General features: G+C 70.1%; 9 protein-coding genes. 4 read left to right on the top strand and 5 right to left on the bottom strand.

What is annotated here, in order from left to right; genetic code table 11:
- Positions 1-88: 88 nt before the first annotated feature.
- The 5 genes from tssM to phnD all read right to left on the bottom strand — a co-directional run bounded on the left by tssM (position 89) and on the right by phnD (position 8,631).
- Positions 89-3,685 (bottom strand): type VI secretion system membrane subunit TssM, encoded by a 3,597-nt coding sequence (gene tssM, locus QTI05_RS11730; protein ID WP_286624570.1) that lies wholly within the window; start codon positions 3,683-3,685, stop codon positions 89-91.
- A complete protein-coding gene (locus QTI05_RS11725) occupies positions 3,682-5,007 on the bottom strand; it encodes a DotU family type VI secretion system protein (protein WP_286624568.1) in 1,326 nt (441 codons plus the stop codon). The genes tssM and QTI05_RS11725 overlap by 4 nt, the downstream gene beginning before the upstream one ends.
- A 123-nt stretch (positions 5,008-5,130) precedes the next feature.
- Positions 5,131-6,462 (bottom strand): type VI secretion system baseplate subunit TssK, encoded by a 1,332-nt coding sequence (gene tssK, locus QTI05_RS11720; protein ID WP_286624567.1) that lies wholly within the window; start codon positions 6,460-6,462, stop codon positions 5,131-5,133.
- 125 nt (positions 6,463-6,587) lie between these two features.
- Complete coding sequence (locus QTI05_RS11715) at positions 6,588-7,598, bottom strand: phosphate/phosphite/phosphonate ABC transporter substrate-binding protein (RefSeq protein ID WP_286624566.1); 1,011 nt, start codon at positions 7,596-7,598, stop codon at positions 6,588-6,590.
- Between the two features lie 10 nt (positions 7,599-7,608).
- Positions 7,609-8,631, bottom strand: coding sequence for a phosphate/phosphite/phosphonate ABC transporter substrate-binding protein (gene phnD, locus QTI05_RS11710; protein WP_286624565.1), 1,023 nt, complete (start codon positions 8,629-8,631; stop codon positions 7,609-7,611).
- 139 nt (positions 8,632-8,770) lie between these two features.
- On the opposite strand from phnD, the gene QTI05_RS11705 reads away from it, so the two are divergent.
- The 4 genes from QTI05_RS11705 to QTI05_RS11690 all read left to right on the top strand — a co-directional run bounded on the left by QTI05_RS11705 (position 8,771) and on the right by QTI05_RS11690 (position 14,594).
- Positions 8,771-10,696, top strand: coding sequence for an ATP-binding response regulator (locus QTI05_RS11705; RefSeq protein WP_286624564.1), 1,926 nt, complete (start codon positions 8,771-8,773; stop codon positions 10,694-10,696).
- Positions 10,697-10,834: 138 nt separating this feature from the next.
- The gene (locus tag QTI05_RS11700; protein WP_286624562.1) at positions 10,835-11,860 is read left to right on the top strand and encodes an ABC transporter substrate-binding protein; all 1,026 of its coding nucleotides are present in this window, start codon (positions 10,835-10,837) and stop codon (positions 11,858-11,860) included.
- A complete protein-coding gene (locus QTI05_RS11695; protein WP_286624561.1) occupies positions 11,857-13,818 on the top strand; it encodes an ATP-binding response regulator in 1,962 nt (653 codons plus the stop codon). Before QTI05_RS11700 ends, QTI05_RS11695 begins: the two co-directional genes overlap by 4 nt.
- Positions 13,818-14,594 carry a hypothetical protein gene (locus tag QTI05_RS11690; protein ID WP_286624560.1) on the top strand — a complete coding sequence of 259 codons (777 nt, stop codon included), beginning with the start codon at positions 13,818-13,820 and terminating at the stop codon, positions 14,592-14,594. The genes QTI05_RS11695 and QTI05_RS11690 overlap by 1 nt, the downstream gene beginning before the upstream one ends.
- Position 14,595: the final 1 nt, after the last annotated feature.

Raw genomic sequence — 14,595 nt, 5'->3', positions numbered from 1 at the left:
GTCGCTCCGCCAACCCCCTTGCAGGGGGCAACACCAGCGGCCCGGCAAAGCCGGTTCCGCGGTGTTTCCGGCGAAGAAGTCTTCTTCATCACAGTCCTTCGGGACACGCGAAATCGCGCAGTTCCTTGAGCCTGATCGGGTGCTGCACGCTGTTGGTCGTGACCTCGAAGCGGGTGCGGCGCGCGCCGACCTGGAAGGTGATGAAGAACTTCTCGGGTGCGTCGCCGGCTTCGAGCTGGCCGTCGTCGAGCGTGCGGAACAGTGCCCACGGCCCGTCGACCGCCGAGCCCGACGGCCCCGAGGTGGATGGCGGGCTGACGGTGACGCGCACCTGGTTGCTGCCCTTGGGCCCCGGCCATTGCACTGCCATCGGCACCACCGGGCCGTGCGCGTACTTCACCAGCTGGCCGTCCACGTCGAGGATGAACTGCGTGATGCTGGCGTCCATCTCGACCGGCTTGAAGTCCAGCCGCATCGCCGGCCCGCGGCCGCCGCCGCGGAAGAAGATGTCCTTGATGCGCGCGGCGCGCTCGAACTGCGCCAGCGCCGCCACGTTGACCGCGGCGCGCTCGGCCACCGGCTTGTAGCGCCAGGGGCGCGTGCTGGTGTCGACCAGCGCCGCGAGCCGCTTCTGGAAGAACTCGTCCATCATGCCGCCGGGGCCGAAGAACTGGCCGAAGTCCTCGGGCAGCACATCGCGCTTGCTGCCCAGCACGAACGGATAGCGGCCCGCAATCGCGCGGGTGCAGAACTCGGTCACTGGCCGCAGGTCCTGGCTCAGGTTGCCGCGCTCGGCCACCTGCGCCTGCGCCGCGCCCGACTGGCTCAGGTTCTCGACCATCGAGCGCACCGGCTCGGGCAGCCGCCCGGCGTCGGACTTGAGCTTACCGGCCACGTCGCCGGGCGGCGGCGAGGTACGGCCCTTGACCGCGGTGTCGACCGCCGTGAGGTACACATACACCTCGTTGAAGAGCTTGAGCGCGTCGTCGATCGGTGCCGGCCCGTTGGGCGTGGGCGAGGTCACGAGCTGGCGCAATGCCGCGAAGCGGTCGTCGACGATGCTCTCGATGCGCTTGCCCGTTGCCACCGGCTTGTTGGGGTCGCCGCCGAACAGGTCTTCGAGCCCCTTGCGGGTGTTGCGCACGGTTTCGCTGGCCTTGCTCACCACGTCCTTGCTGGCCTCGGCGGGGATCAGCGTGGTCTCCTTGACGGCCGCGCGCAGAAAGCTCGAAAGCGGAGAACCACTGCCGGAAAGGATGCGCGCGGTTTCGATGTTCTTTTCGAGCCCGCCACCGCGCACCAGCCGCACATCGGCCAGCAATGTTTCCCAGACCTTCACGTACTCCTCGAGGTAGAGCCGGCGCACCCGGTCGGTCAACGCGCCGAGCGCGGCCGCGTCGCGCAGCCGGTCGGCCGCGTTGCGATCCTGGCCCAGCACCCACGGGTCTTCCTGCGCGAGCAGCGGCGTGAGCACCGCCACTTCGGTCTGGAAGCGCTTGTGATAGCCGTCGTAGGTGAACATGCCCGGCACGCCTTCGGCCAGCGGCTTGCCGCTGATGCGCTCGAACACCAGCGGGCCCGCGGGGCCCGCCGCGGTGGCCACGCTGAAAGCCGGGATGTCCTTGCCGAGGCGCTGGCGCTTGAGCCGGCTGAACACGCGCTGCTCCAGCGGATAGCTTGCGAGCACGGCGCGCACGCTGCGCACCAGGTTCTCGTCCATCTTCAGCGGCGAGCGCGGCGGGCCCTGCGCGATCAGCACGTCGAGCTGGTCTTCGAGCAGCTTGCGCTGGTCTTCCGGCACGCCGCGGTCCAGGCTGCGAGCCCAGTCGAGCGTGATCCAGGCCTTCAGCGCCTCGGGGTCGAAGCGCTCGGGCTGGTGCAGCATCAGGTAGGTCTTGAGCGCCTCGTAGCTGAACTCGAGGTTGTCTTTCTGGGCCGTGCGCAACTGGTCTTCGATGCGCTTGGCGAGCTGCGGCAGGAAGGCGTCGTTGAGCGCGCGCTGGTGCGCCAGCATGGCCGCCGCATCGAGCTTGTCGCCCTGGTAGAGGCCCAGCGTCATCGACAGCGGTTCATCGCCGTTGCCGTTCTCGGGCGCCTTCCAGATGTTGCGCAGGCTCTGCAGCACCGGCGCCACTTCGACCAGGTTCTGCACCCGCGCCGGCAGGGCCGCCAGGCTCTGGCGCGCCGGATCGACCCTGGCTTCGACCGACTTGAGGTACTCCAGGTTGCGCCAGCTGCTGTAGCCCCAGCCGGCCAGCACCGCAACCGTGAGCAGGGTCATGGCCGCGACGCCCGCGAAGCGCAGCGTGTTGCGGCGCCGCTCCAGCTTGACGTCGGCGCCGGCCAGGCGCTGCTCCGGAAACACCACGTCCTTCAACAGCTTGGTGAGGAAGTAGCTGCGGCCGCTGCTCTTTTGCGGCGCGAGCATCGCGCGTTCGAGCCCGAAGCTGCGCGCGAGGCTGCCCATGACGCGGTCGATCGGGCTGCCCTCCTGCGTGCCGCTGGTGAAGTACACGCCACGCACCCAGGGCGGCTGCGCGAAGCGCGAGCCGGTGAACACCTGGTCGAGCAGGTCGGACAGCAGCGGGCCGACCGAGGCGAACTGCGCCGGAAAGCCGAAGATCGCGGCGCGGCGCGTGCCGTCGGTCTCCTGCTGCATGCGGTCGATCAGGCCGCTGTTGACGCGCTCGTGCAGCAGGCCGAACTCGCGCTGGAACGCGGCGCCGACGCCCTTCTCGTCGACCTGCACGCCTTCTTCGGGCGGCAGCGTGAAGCCGAACACCTGCGCGCGCTGCTCCTTGCCGAGATCGTCGAAGTACTCGGTGAAGCCGTACAACAGGTCGCTCTTGGTCACCAGCACGTAGACCGGCAGCCGCGTGGTGAGCTTGGCATCGAGTTCGAGCAGGCGCGCGCGGATCGAGGCCGCGAGCGTGGTGCGCGCCTCCGGGCCCTGGCTCAACAGATCCGCGACGCTCACGGTGAGAAACACGCCGTTGAGCGGCCGGCGCGGACGCGATTTTTTCAGCAGACCGAGGAAACCTTCCCAGGCGCTCTTGTCTTCGGACTGGTGGCTGTCCTGCGTGGTGTAGCGGCCGGCGGTGTCGATCAGCACGGCTTCGTCGGTGAACCACCAGTCGCAGTTGCGCGTGCCGCCAACGCCGCGGATCGCACCGGGGCCGAACTTGTCGGCCAGCGGGAACGTGAGGCCCGAGTTGACCAGCGCGGTGGTCTTGCCCGCGCCCGGTGCGCCGATGAACACATACCAGGGCAGGTCGTAGAGGTAGCTGCCGCCCGAGAGCGAAAGCCAGTCGCGCCAGCCCGGCTTGCGGCCGGCCGCATGCAGCCGCATCTTCTTGAGCGTGGCCACCGCTTCGCTGAAGCGGGTGTTGAGCACCTTCTGCTCGCCGTTGTCGGGTGCGTCGGTCTTCACCGTGGGGGCGCGCATCAGGCCATCGGTGAGGTGCTGGCTGGCGCGGCGCGCACGCCAGCGGCGCAGCACCGCGCGCAACACCACCAGCAGCACGATCGCGCCGATCAGCACCGCGCGCCAGAGTTCGGTTTCGAGCGGCGCCAGCGTGCCGATGCGGATCAGCGGGCCGACCCACCAGATCAGCAGGCCGACGACGATGAGGGCCAGCAGCGTGAGCAGCAGCGGATGGAACAGCCATCCGAAGATCTTCTTCATCGCTTCACCTCCCCGAGTTCGGCCGCGACACGGTCGGGCGGACTCAGCAGCACGATGTCGACGCGCCGGTTGCGCGCGCGGTTGGCCGGCGTGTCGTTGGCGGCAACGGGCTCGGCATCGGCCTTGCCGTCGGCGCGCATGCGGGCCGGATCGACCTGGCTCGTGAGCGCGGTCTTGACCGCGTCGGCACGCGCCGCCGACAGATGCCAGTTGGACGGAAAGCGCAGCGAGCGGATCGGCTGGTTGTCGGAGTGGCCGGTGATCAGCACCTCGCCCTTGACCTCGGCCAGCGCCTGGCCGATGCGCCTGAGCACCGGCAGCGACTGCGGCATCGGCTCGGCGCTGCCGGAGCCGAAGAAGGAATCGCCGCGCAGCCGCACCACGCTGCGGTCGGCTTCGTCGGTGACCGTCACCAGGCCCTGCCTGACTTCAGGTTCCAGAAACTTCGCGAGCCGCGGCGCCTTGGCCAGTTGGGCCGGGGGCGCAATCTGCAGGTTGGGCACGCGCAGCGACGAGACGGCGGCATAGGTGGTGTCGGAGCGGTTGTTGAGCGAGAGACGCAACCCGAACCACACCAGCGCGAGCAGCAGCGCGAACGCTGCCGCAAACACCCACAGCGGCAACGCATGCCGCAGCCGGGTGGTGCCCGCGCCTTGCCCGCGCCAGTGCGGCGAGAGGTCGGCCTCGCGCGGCGGGCGATCCTTGCGGATCAGGTCGGCCAGGCGCTGGCGCACCGTGTCGAGCTGGGCGCGGCCGTTGTCGACGACGCGGTAGCGGCCTTCGAAGCCGAGCCCGAGCACGCAGTAGATGAGCTCGAGCAGCTGGCGGTGCGTGGGCACGTCCTGCGCGAGCTTGGCCAGCAGCTGGAACACCTTTTCGCCGCCCCAGGTCTCGTTGTGGAACTGCACCAGCAGGCTCTGCTTGTTCCAGCCGGCCTGCACGCCCCAGGGCGTGTTGGCAACGGCTTCGTCGACGGCGGTGCACAGCACATAGCGCGCGGCCAGCACGGTTTCGTTCGAGGCGCCGGCGCGACGCGCCGCGGCATCGAACTGGTTGACCGCCTCGGCCGTCGACGCGCGCAGCGCCGGCACGTTGGGCGACTGCACCAGCGTGCGCAGCCGGGCCGTCAGCGCCAGCAGCTTGCCGGCCGCCGACACCAGCGGATTGAGCAACCCAAGTTCGCCGATGTCGACCGCGTTCAGTTCCCCGCCGCCCGACGGCAGCGGCGGCGGCGCACCCGGCGTCTGTCCCGGCGCACGCGGTTTTGGCTTGATGACGGTCCGCTCGGACTCAAACGCGGCAAACGGATCAGGAGTGCTCATGCTGCCTCCAGCGTGGACTGCCCTTTCGCGGAACACCGCGGAACCGGCTTTGCCGGGCCGCTGGTGTTGCCCCCGGTGAGGGGGTTGGCGAAGCGACACGAAGTGCGCGAAGACTGGGGGAGGTCATGATCTGATCGCCCAAAAGGCAAGATCCAGCCCCGGGAAGTCGCCGGCGATGTGCATCGCGACGCCGCCCGACTGTTCGAGCTGGCGCCACAGGTCGCTGTTGCGGGTTTCGAGTTCGAAGTAGTTGGCGCCCGCATGGAACGGGATCTGGCGCGGCGCCACCGGCAGCGGTGTCAGCGTGACACCCGGCAAGGCCAGGTTGACGAGGTCGCGGATGCGCTCGACCGGGCCGATCTTGACCTGCGTGGGAAAGCGCGCGCGCAAGGCTTCGCTCGGCATCTGCGACTGCACCGCAAGCACGAAGGTGGCGTTGCGCTGCAGCTCCACGTCGGGAATCACCGCCACGCGCACGCCATGCTTGCGGTCGTGCAGCTCGATGCGGATGGCCGACTGCTCCAGCACCATCGACAGGCTGCGTCGCAGGTCGTCCATCAGCGGGCGAAAGGTCGTGGCCAGGTCGTCATGGATGTAGGGGCCGAACCTGGCGACCCGGCGCGTGTCGCGAAAGGTGGCGAGGTCGCCGGCCAGCGCGAGCGCCTGCTCGAAGAAGTGCTGCGGGTGCAGCATCGCGCTCCTCGCGAGGTGCGCGAACACCGGCTCGTTGCGGTTGACCGTTTGCAGCAGCAGGAAGTCGGCGATCTCGGCGACGCCGCCGGTGCCGCCCTGGCTCATGCGCCCGGCCAGCGCTTCGCCGCGCTGGCGCAGCAGGCCGAGCAGTTCGTCGAGCCAGGAGCGGATCACCGCGTGGCCGGCCACGTCGAGCAGCGGCGGCAGCAGCGCGCGGTCGAGCTGAACCTGGTTATCGACACGGCGTTCGAGCACGCGCGCGACGTTGATGGTGGTCCACGCATCGGTGGTTTCGCCGGCGCGCAGCAGCCGCGTGTGCAGCGCCCCGAGCTGCACCGTGGCACTGCGCTCGCCCGCCGTGTTGGAGTCGGGCACCTCGACCTCGAGCACGCGGTGGCGCACCAGGTCTTCGTAGCCTTCAGCGTCGGCCTCGCGTGCGCCGGCGCGGCGCAGCGGCAGTGCCAGCACCACCGCTTCTTCGCGCATGGTGGAAGGAATGTCGATCGGCTCGGGCAGCGGGTCGATGGCCGGCATGTCGAACACCGTGCCGTCGCCGAACACGCCGACCGCGCGCACCAGCGCGAGCTTGCCGAGCGTGAGCGCAGCCGCGTCGATCTCGAGTTCGGCAAAGCCCCATGCATAGGGTGTGGTGGTGCGCAGCAGCAGATGCCGGGAATGATCCGCGTGGCGCTCGCTTTGCTGCAGATGCTGAGGCTGGAGCAGCATCCCCTCGCTCCAAACCACTTTTGTTCGCCAACTCATCCGCGCTCCGTCAACGGCAGGGGCTGCCAGAAACATCTAGTTTCCGGCGCTTGCGGGCAGCGGCAAATCCACCTAACGGCCTAGCCGCAGGCGTTGGGTCTAATGCGAAGGGTCTAGGGGGCTGTTCAGCGCGGGCGCTCGCGCAGCGCGGCAACCTGCTCCGCGTAGGCGGCTTCGATGCGCTGCAGCCGGGCTTGCCGCGCTTCGTCGTTGACCCACTGGGCGGCGTTGGCGCGCTGCTTTTCGAGCTGGTAGCCTAGGGTCGCCGCCGACTCCAGCGCGCTGTTGTCGGCCGCAACGAAGCCCAGTTCCGCATGCAGGGTCTTGAGCACGGCGTGCTGCGCGGCCTGGTGCGGGCCCGGCGTGTGCCCATAGCCGACAAGCACTGCGCGCACCTTGGCCTGCAACTCGGGGGAATGGTCGCGCCGCACGAGGATCTGGCCCTGCGGCGTCGGCTCGGACGTCCAGACCACATGGAGCCGCGCCGCCTCGACCGGGAACTGGAGCTTGAAACGCTCGAAGTCGGTGGTGTTGTTGGTGGCAACGTCCGCGTCGCCGTTGGCAACGGCCAACGCCGTGGCCTGGTGCGTGCCCACGAACTCGCTGCGGAAGCGCGTCTCCATGGCAATCCGGCTCGGCAGGAAAAGCTGAACCTGCGGCAGTATGAAACCCGTCACCGAACGGTTGTCGCCGCGCGCAAGGCGCCAGCGCTCGGGTTGCGCGAGCACGCCTTCGAGCGTGGTCACCGGCCCCTCCCTGCGCGTCAGCAACACCGCCCGGTGGGCAGAAGGGCCGGAATGCCGCGCCACCTGCGCCACGACGTTCATGCGCCGCTGCGTCACGGCATCGAGCGCCATCTGGGCCGACAGGAAGGCGATGTCGACCTCGTTGCGCCGGATGGCTCGATCGAGCAGCTCGTACGACGTCGCGGACAACGCCGCGACCGGCCGGCCCAGCGCAGCGCTCAGGTTCGCGAGCAGCGGCGTCCACGGCTCGCGCGATTCGAGCGCGCCACCCAGCGGCAGGATGCCGAAACGCAGGGGCCGCGGCGTGTCGCCGCTGGCAGGCTGGGCCAGCGCGGCGCCCTGCCAGGCCAGCAGGAGCAGGAGAAGCGCATTCCGGAACAGGCTGGCCATGCTGTCGTGCTCAGGAGCCGCCCGCAGCGCCCAGCGCCGCTGTCTGCTCCGCATAGGTGCTCTCGATGCGCTGGAGTCGCGCCTGTTTTGCCGCCTCGTTGACCCACTGCCCGCTCAACGCGTTCTGCCGGGCGAGCTGGTAGGCCAGCCTGGCGGCCGGCAGCAATGAGCTGTTGTCGGCGGCGAGAAAACCGGCAAGGTCGTGCAGCGACTTGAGCGTGGCCCGCTCGGCGTCGCCACGCGGGCCCCTGCCCTTCGCGTAGCCGGTGAGGAACGACTGCACCTTGAGCTGGAACTCGCGCGGATATTCGCGCCGCACCACGATCTGCGCATGGGGTATGAGATCCGACTGCCAAACCACCTGCAGGCGCTGCGCCTCGGCCGGAAACTGCTGCATGAAGCGCTCGAAGTCGGCCGTGTTGTTGGTGGCCACGTCGGCATCGCCATTCGCCACCGCGAGCGCTGTGGCCTGGTGCGTACCGACGACTTCGCTGCGAAAGCGCGTTTCCATCGCAATCTGGTGCGGCAGGAACAGTTGCAGCTGCGGCACGATGTAGCCCGACACCGATCGGCTCTCGCCGCGCGCCAGGCGCCAGCGCCCGGGCTCGTCGAGCACTTCCTTCAACGTGCCGGGCTGGCCGGCCTTGCGCGTCAACAGCAGGGCACGGTAGCCGGGCAGGCCGTCGTGGCGCGTCACCTGGGCCACCACCTGCATGCGCCGCTGCGTCACGGCATCGAGCGCCATCTTGCCGGAGAGGAAGGCCATGTCGACCTCGTTGCGCTCGATCGCCCGCTCGAGCGCCTCGTAGGAGGTGACGGAAAGCACGCTCACCGGACGTCCCAGCACACGACTCATGTCGGCCAGCAGCGGCTCCCAGTCGTTGCGCGACTCGAAGGCACCGCCCAGCGGCAGGATGCCGAAGCGCACCGGTACGGGCCCGTTGCCGGGCTGCGCCAGCGCGGGCCCCGGACTGCCCAGCCCGAGCAGAACCACCGACAGGATCGCCGCGAAGGCACGCAGCCTATAGGCCATCCGGTAGGCGACAGCAGAGGCGGCGGGGCGAACAATAGAAGAAGCCTGCATCATTCAAATCGGGGCGGCGCACAATTAGATACCAACTTGACCCGCATTTTGTGACGCATTTCACTTCACTTCGTCACCTCAGAAGGCTATGACGCCCGACGTTGCGACTGCTACCGTTGCGCCATCGCGGGTGGCTCGCGCGCTGTATCCGCTGACGCGGCTGTCGCTGGCCCAGCAACTGGTGCTGCTGGCGATGCTGCCGGCCATCGTGGCCACGCTGGGCGCCATCGCGGTGCTGACGCGGCAGCACCTGGCCAGCGTGAACGACCTGATGCGCGCCAACGGCCAGACGGTCGCCCTGCAGGTGGCGGCGCTGGCGCAGGCGCCGCTCGCGCACATGGATCGCCGCGCCCTGCTGCGCACCGCGCAGTCGGGCAGCGGCCAGCCGCACGTGCAGCGCGTGCAGATCTGGTCCGACGACGGCGAGATCGTGGCGGACGCCCGCAGCGCCGAAGCCGGCCGCGCCGAGGGGCTGCAGGTGGTGGCACCGGTCGTGAGCGACGAAGGCCGGCCGAACGGAAAGGTGATGGTCGAGATCAGCCTCGAGGCGGTGCAGCAGGCCAAGAACTCGGTCTGGTTCAACGTGTTCGTGGTGCTGGGCGCCAGCCTGATCGGGGTCGGCCTGGCCGGCTGGTGGGCCGCGCGCCGCATCAGCGCGCCGATCCGCGAGCTCGGCGAGGCGGTGGATCGGCTCGGCGCCGGCAAGGACGCCAGCGTGAAGGTCGCCGGCACCACCGAGGTGCGGCGCCTGCAGCATGGCTTCAACCAGGCGGCGCGCGCGCTGGTGGAAAGCCAGCGCCTGCTGCAAAGCCGCATCGGCCAGGCCACCGCCGAACTCGCCAGCAAGAACGCGCAGCTCGAAGTGGCGAGCCAGGCCAAGACGCGGCTGCTGGCCGCTGCCAGCCACGACCTGCGCCAGCCCCTGCATGCGCTCACGCTGTTTTCGGACGGCCTGGCCAACGGCGAAACCGACCCGGTCAAGCTGCAGCGCATCGGCCACATCCGTGAATGCGTGGACTCGCTCGACCGGCTGTTCTCGGAGCTGCTGAACCTGTCGCAGCTCGATGCCGGCGTGCTGCAGCCGCAGTGGATCGACTTTCCGCTGGACCGTCTGTTCGACGAGATCAGCCGCAACTTCCGCGCCGTGGCCGAACAGCAGAATCTCCGGCTGGTGGTGCGCAAGACCGACCTTTGGGTGCGCAGCGACTACGTGATGCTCTCGCGCATCCTGAACAACCTGGTGTCGAACTCGCTGCGCCACACGCACGAGGGCGGGCTGTTGATCGGTGCACGCCGGCGCGGCAAGGGGGTGCGCATCGACGTATGGGACACCGGCATCGGCATCGCGCACCAGCACCAGGAACGCGTGTTCGAGGAGTTCTACCAGATCGATCCGCAACGCAGTCGCGGCGCCCGCGGCATGGGGCTGGGCCTGGCCACCGTGCAGCGGCTGGCCAGCCTGCTCAACACCCGGGTCGAACTCAGTTCGGTGCCGCGCAAGGGCACCGTCGTGCGCGTGATGGTGCGCGGCGCGGCGGCGGCGGCCGAAGCCACGTCGGCGCCGGCATTCGGTGCAGGTGACGAGGTGGACGAGGCCAGCCTGATCGGCGTGCGCGTGCTGGTGATCGACGACGAGCGAACGATTCTCGAAGGCCTGCAGGTGGTGCTGTCGAACTGGGGCGCCGAGGTGTTCGCCGCCCAGAGCCGCGAAGAAGCACTGGCGCTCGCCGACCACTGGGATCGGCCGCCGGATGTGGTGGTGAGCGACCTGCTGCTGCGCGAGGGCGACAACGGGCTCGACGTGCTGGCCGCGCTGGAGCGGCATCCGCGCGGCATCGGCGCCGGCACCGCGCGCCTGCTGGTGACCGGCGAGACCAAGCCCGACCGCCTGCGCGAAGTGGCGAGCGCCGGCGTCGCGGTCCTCTACAAGCCGGTGTCGCCGCGCGTGCTGCGCCAGGCGATTGCGGCGCAATTGGCGACGCTCGCCGATCGCCAGCCGACCGCTGGCCTTTAGGCATAGGTCAGGTGGCCGTGGCGCGATGGCGCCGCTGCGAACGCATCCCCAAGCCTGGGGTCGACATAAGCCCTCTGCCTTATCGCGCAACTGTGGTGCGCTCCGTACATTGGACCAAGTTCCACTGTTGCGCTCCTCATGTTCCTCAACCCCCTCAAGCCGCCCGTTCGCGGGCTGTGGCCCACCCTTTGCCTTGCACTGGCCGGGCTCTGCACATCCGCAGGGCTGGCGCAGGCGATGAGCGTGACGGTGCTGCAGGCCGACGACCAGCCGGCCCATGCCGAGTTCGTGCGCCAGTTGCAGGACACGCAGGAGCCCGGCAGCCGCTTCGCCCTGCTGCGGGTGACGGCCGGGTCGACCACCGCCGTCGCCGCGGCGGCCGAAGCGGGCCCCGGCGCCGAGGAAGACCGCGCCAACGCCGGTGTGCGCACGCGCAGCATCCGGCCAGCCAGCGCCGTCGATGCGATCACCGTGGCGGTCGGTGCCGGCGCGGCGCGCGTGGCGATCGATCGTCCGGGCAACGATCCGCTGGTGCTCGCGATGCTGAGCCGGCTCGACTACGAAAGCCTCAAGGCCCACCCCGCGCTGCGCCGCGCCGACCGGCGTGTCGGCGTGCTGCTGCGCGACCCGGCCATGGCCGACCAGCTCGCACTCGTCGATGCGGTGCTCCCACGCAAGCGCCGGCTCGGCGTGGTCGCCACCAACGAGTCGGAGCCGCTGCTGCGCGAGCTCCAGCGTGCCGCACAGGGCTGGGAGCTGCAGGTGGAATATGCGCCGGACGCACGCTCGCTGGCCACCGCGCTCAAGACCGTGCTGCCGAGAAGCGACGCGCTGATGGTGCTGCCCGATTTGATTGGCGACGACCAGGCGGCCACCCTGGCCGTGTTGCGCGCGGCGGCCACGGCCGGCGTGCCGGTGTTCGGCGCAAGCGACGGCCTGGTGCGCTCCGGCGGACTGGCCGCGGCGGTATCGACCCCGGCCTTGTTGGCGAAGCAGGCGCGCACGCTGGGGCAGAAAGTTGCGGCCGGCACCCCCGGCAGCGCCCCGCTGGTCGAGGCCGCCACGCCGGCCACGGTGCGCGTGAACGTCACCGTGGCGCGAGCGCTCGGCCTGCGCGTGGCCGACGAGCGGGAACTGACCGAGCGGGTGACCGCCGCGCGATGATCACGCGCAGCATCCGCCTGGCAGACCCCGTGCCGGCGACCAGCCAGGAACCAGCGAAGGGATCGGCGCGCGGGCCGCTGCAGGTGCGTGGCAACCTCCAGCACGACCTGCTGCGGCTCGGCGTGCTGCCCTGTGCGGTGGCTGCGCTGGCGCTGACGGCGTGGTTCACCCACAGCAGGCTCAACGCGCTCGAGTCCGCTTTCAACGCCGAAGGCCATGCGGTGGCGGTGCAGGTGGCCGGGTTGTCCGACCTGAGTCTTTACGCAGGCGATCTGCCAGCCTTGCAGAACGTTGCCAATGCGGCGCTGCGCAGCGGCCAGGTCACGCGCATCGAGATCAGCAACAGCGCGGGCGTCTACGTCACGGCCGGGCCCAACACGACGCCGGTCGACCAGTTGCGCGTGTACACCGCGCCGGTCACGCTGCGCGAAGCCTCGCGCGCCAGCGCCTTCTCGCCGGAAGGCGCCAGCACCGCCGGCCAGGCGCCGATCGGATTGGTGCAGGCGTTTCGCGACACCACGGCCTACAGCGGAGAACGCACCCGCTCGTTGATCGCCGGCATCGGCATCGCGCTGGTCGCGCTGCTGGTGGCCTGGGCCGCGGTGCGCCACATGGCACGCACGGTGACACGGCCGCTGCGCCGCATCTCGCGCACCGTGGCCGCGCTCGAGGCCGGCCAGTTTGATGCGCGCTGCGAAGTGGTGGGCGGCGGCGAACCGCCGGAGCGCGCGCACGAACTCGCGCGGCTCGCGCACGACGTGAACCGGCTGGCCGAGCGCCTGCAACGCAACCAGCAGATCAGCGAAGACCGCGTGCGCGAAGCCACCTCGGTCGCGCTCGAGCGCATGGCCGAAGCCGAGCAGGCGGCGCTGTCGCGTGCCCGCTTCCTGGCCGCGGCCAGCCACGACCTGCGGCAGCCTCTGCACGCCATGGGCCTGTTCATCGATGGCCTGCTCCCCACCGCCAGCGCGGCGCAGCGCCCGGCCGTGCAGCGCCTGCAGGAAAGCACCGAGTTCATGGGCGTGCTGCTGGACGATCTGCTCGAGATCTCGCGCCTTGACGCGCAAGTCCTGATGCCCGCCATCACCGACGTGCCACTGGCTGGGTTGTTCGACCAGCTGGCGCCACTGCACGCGGCGCAGGCCACCGAAGCGGGCGTGCGGCTCGCCTGGAAAGCGCGTGGCCTGGCCGTGCGCAGCGACCCGGCTCTGCTGCAGCGCGTGGTCGGCAACCTGGTCGCCAACGCGATCCGCCATACGCCGGGCGGCACCGTGCTGGTGGTGGCACGCCGCCGCGGCGAGAGCGTCCGAATCGAGGTGCGCGACGATGGGGTGGGCATTGCGCCGATCCACCAGGCGCGCATCTTCGAAGAGTTCTACCAGGTGGCCAACACCGAGCGCGACCGGCGCCAGGGCTTCGGGTTGGGGCTGGCCATCTGTGCCCGCATTGCCAAGCTGCTGGGCAGCCGCATCGCCGTGCGCTCGGCGCTGCAGAGCGGCAGCAACTTCTCGCTGGCGCTCCCGCGCGCCGAGCCCTCGGGAGCGCTGGCGCGTGCCGCCGAGCCGCCGGCGCCGGGACCGCTGGCCGGCCTGCATTGCCTGGTGGTCGACGACGACCCCGTCATCCTCGACGGCAGCCGGGCGCTGCTCGGGCAGTGGGGCTGCCAGGTCGACTGCGTGGCCACCGCGGCCGAGGCGCGGGCGCTGCTGGCCGAGCCGGGCAACCGCTTCGACGTGGTGCTGTGCGACCTGCAACTGGCAGGTGCCGATGACGGCATGACCGTCATCGGCGACGCGCGGCAACTGCAGCCCGACGCGCTCGCGGTGCTGGTGTCGGGAGCGACCGGCCCGGAGGTACTGCAGCGGCTGCGGCAGGACGGCGTGCCGCTGCTGACCAAGCCGGTGGCGCCGGCCAAGCTGCGCGCGCTGCTGGCGACGCGGCGCCCGACAATGCCTTGATGCTCGACCCGTCCGCACTGCAAGGCATCCGCCCCTTCGTGGCCACGCCCAACTACGGTGGCCTGCTCACATCGACCTACGTGCGCAGCCTGCTCGGCCTGTCCAACCTGGCCTGGACGCACGGCTTTGCGCTGCAGACCCGCTTTCTCGATGGCGACAGCCTGATCACGCGCGCCCGCAACCGGCTGGTCGCCGAGTTCATGGCCGATGCGCGCTGGACGCACCTGTTCTGGATCGACGCCGACATCGGCTTCGAACCCGAGGCCGCATTGCGCCTGCTGCTGTCGGGGCACGAGGTGGTGGCCGGCATCTACCCGCTCAAGACCGATGGGTGGCCCGCCGAAGGCCTGCGCGCGCCGCTGCCGGTCGGCACCACCCGGGCCGACTTCGAGGCACGCCACGCGCACTTTCCGTTCAACGCCATGTCGCAGATCCGGCAGACCGACGCCGACGGCTTTGTCGAAGTGCTGGATGCGCCGACCGGCTTCATGCTGATCGCGCGCTCGGTGTTCACGCGGCTGGCCGCTGCCATGCCCGAACTGCGCTACACGCCCGACGCGGCGCTCGGCGCGCATGCCGCCGCCTGGCCGCACTACCGGTTCTTCGACGTCATGGCCGAGCCGGACAACGGCCGCTACCTCACCGAAGACTATGCGTTCTGCCGCCGCTGGCAGGCGATCGGCGGCAAGGTGTTCGCGGACACGCATTCCCGGCTGGAGCACCAGGGCCTGCGCACCTACACCGGCGACCTGCGGCGCACCCTCGAAGGACGCTGAG

The organism is Variovorax fucosicus, assembly GCF_030316825.1.
Classification (GTDB): Bacteria; Pseudomonadota; Gammaproteobacteria; order Burkholderiales; family Burkholderiaceae_C; genus Variovorax; species Variovorax fucosicus.
This window is presented reverse-complemented; position numbering and strand designations above follow the sequence as displayed.

Excerpts from the sequence above, each read along its gene's own strand:
- tssM (WP_286624570.1), bottom strand. The coding sequence starts at position 3,685 with ATGAAGAAGATCTTCGGATGGCTGTTCCATCCGCTGCTGCTCACGCTG.
- QTI05_RS11725 (WP_286624568.1), bottom strand. The coding sequence starts at position 5,007 with ATGAGCACTCCTGATCCGTTTGCCGCGTTTGAGTCCGAGCGGACCGTC.
- tssK (WP_286624567.1), bottom strand. The coding sequence starts at position 6,462 with ATGAGTTGGCGAACAAAAGTGGTTTGGAGCGAGGGGATGCTGCTCCAG.
- QTI05_RS11715 (WP_286624566.1), bottom strand. The coding sequence starts at position 7,598 with ATGGCCAGCCTGTTCCGGAATGCGCTTCTCCTGCTCCTGCTGGCCTGG.
- phnD (WP_286624565.1), bottom strand. The coding sequence starts at position 8,631 with ATGGCCTATAGGCTGCGTGCCTTCGCGGCGATCCTGTCGGTGGTTCTG.
- QTI05_RS11705 (WP_286624564.1), top strand. The coding sequence starts at position 8,771 with ATGACGCCCGACGTTGCGACTGCTACCGTTGCGCCATCGCGGGTGGCT.
- QTI05_RS11700 (WP_286624562.1), top strand. The coding sequence starts at position 10,835 with ATGTTCCTCAACCCCCTCAAGCCGCCCGTTCGCGGGCTGTGGCCCACC.
- QTI05_RS11695 (WP_286624561.1), top strand. The coding sequence starts at position 11,857 with ATGATCACGCGCAGCATCCGCCTGGCAGACCCCGTGCCGGCGACCAGC.
- QTI05_RS11690 (WP_286624560.1), top strand. The coding sequence starts at position 13,818 with ATGCTCGACCCGTCCGCACTGCAAGGCATCCGCCCCTTCGTGGCCACG.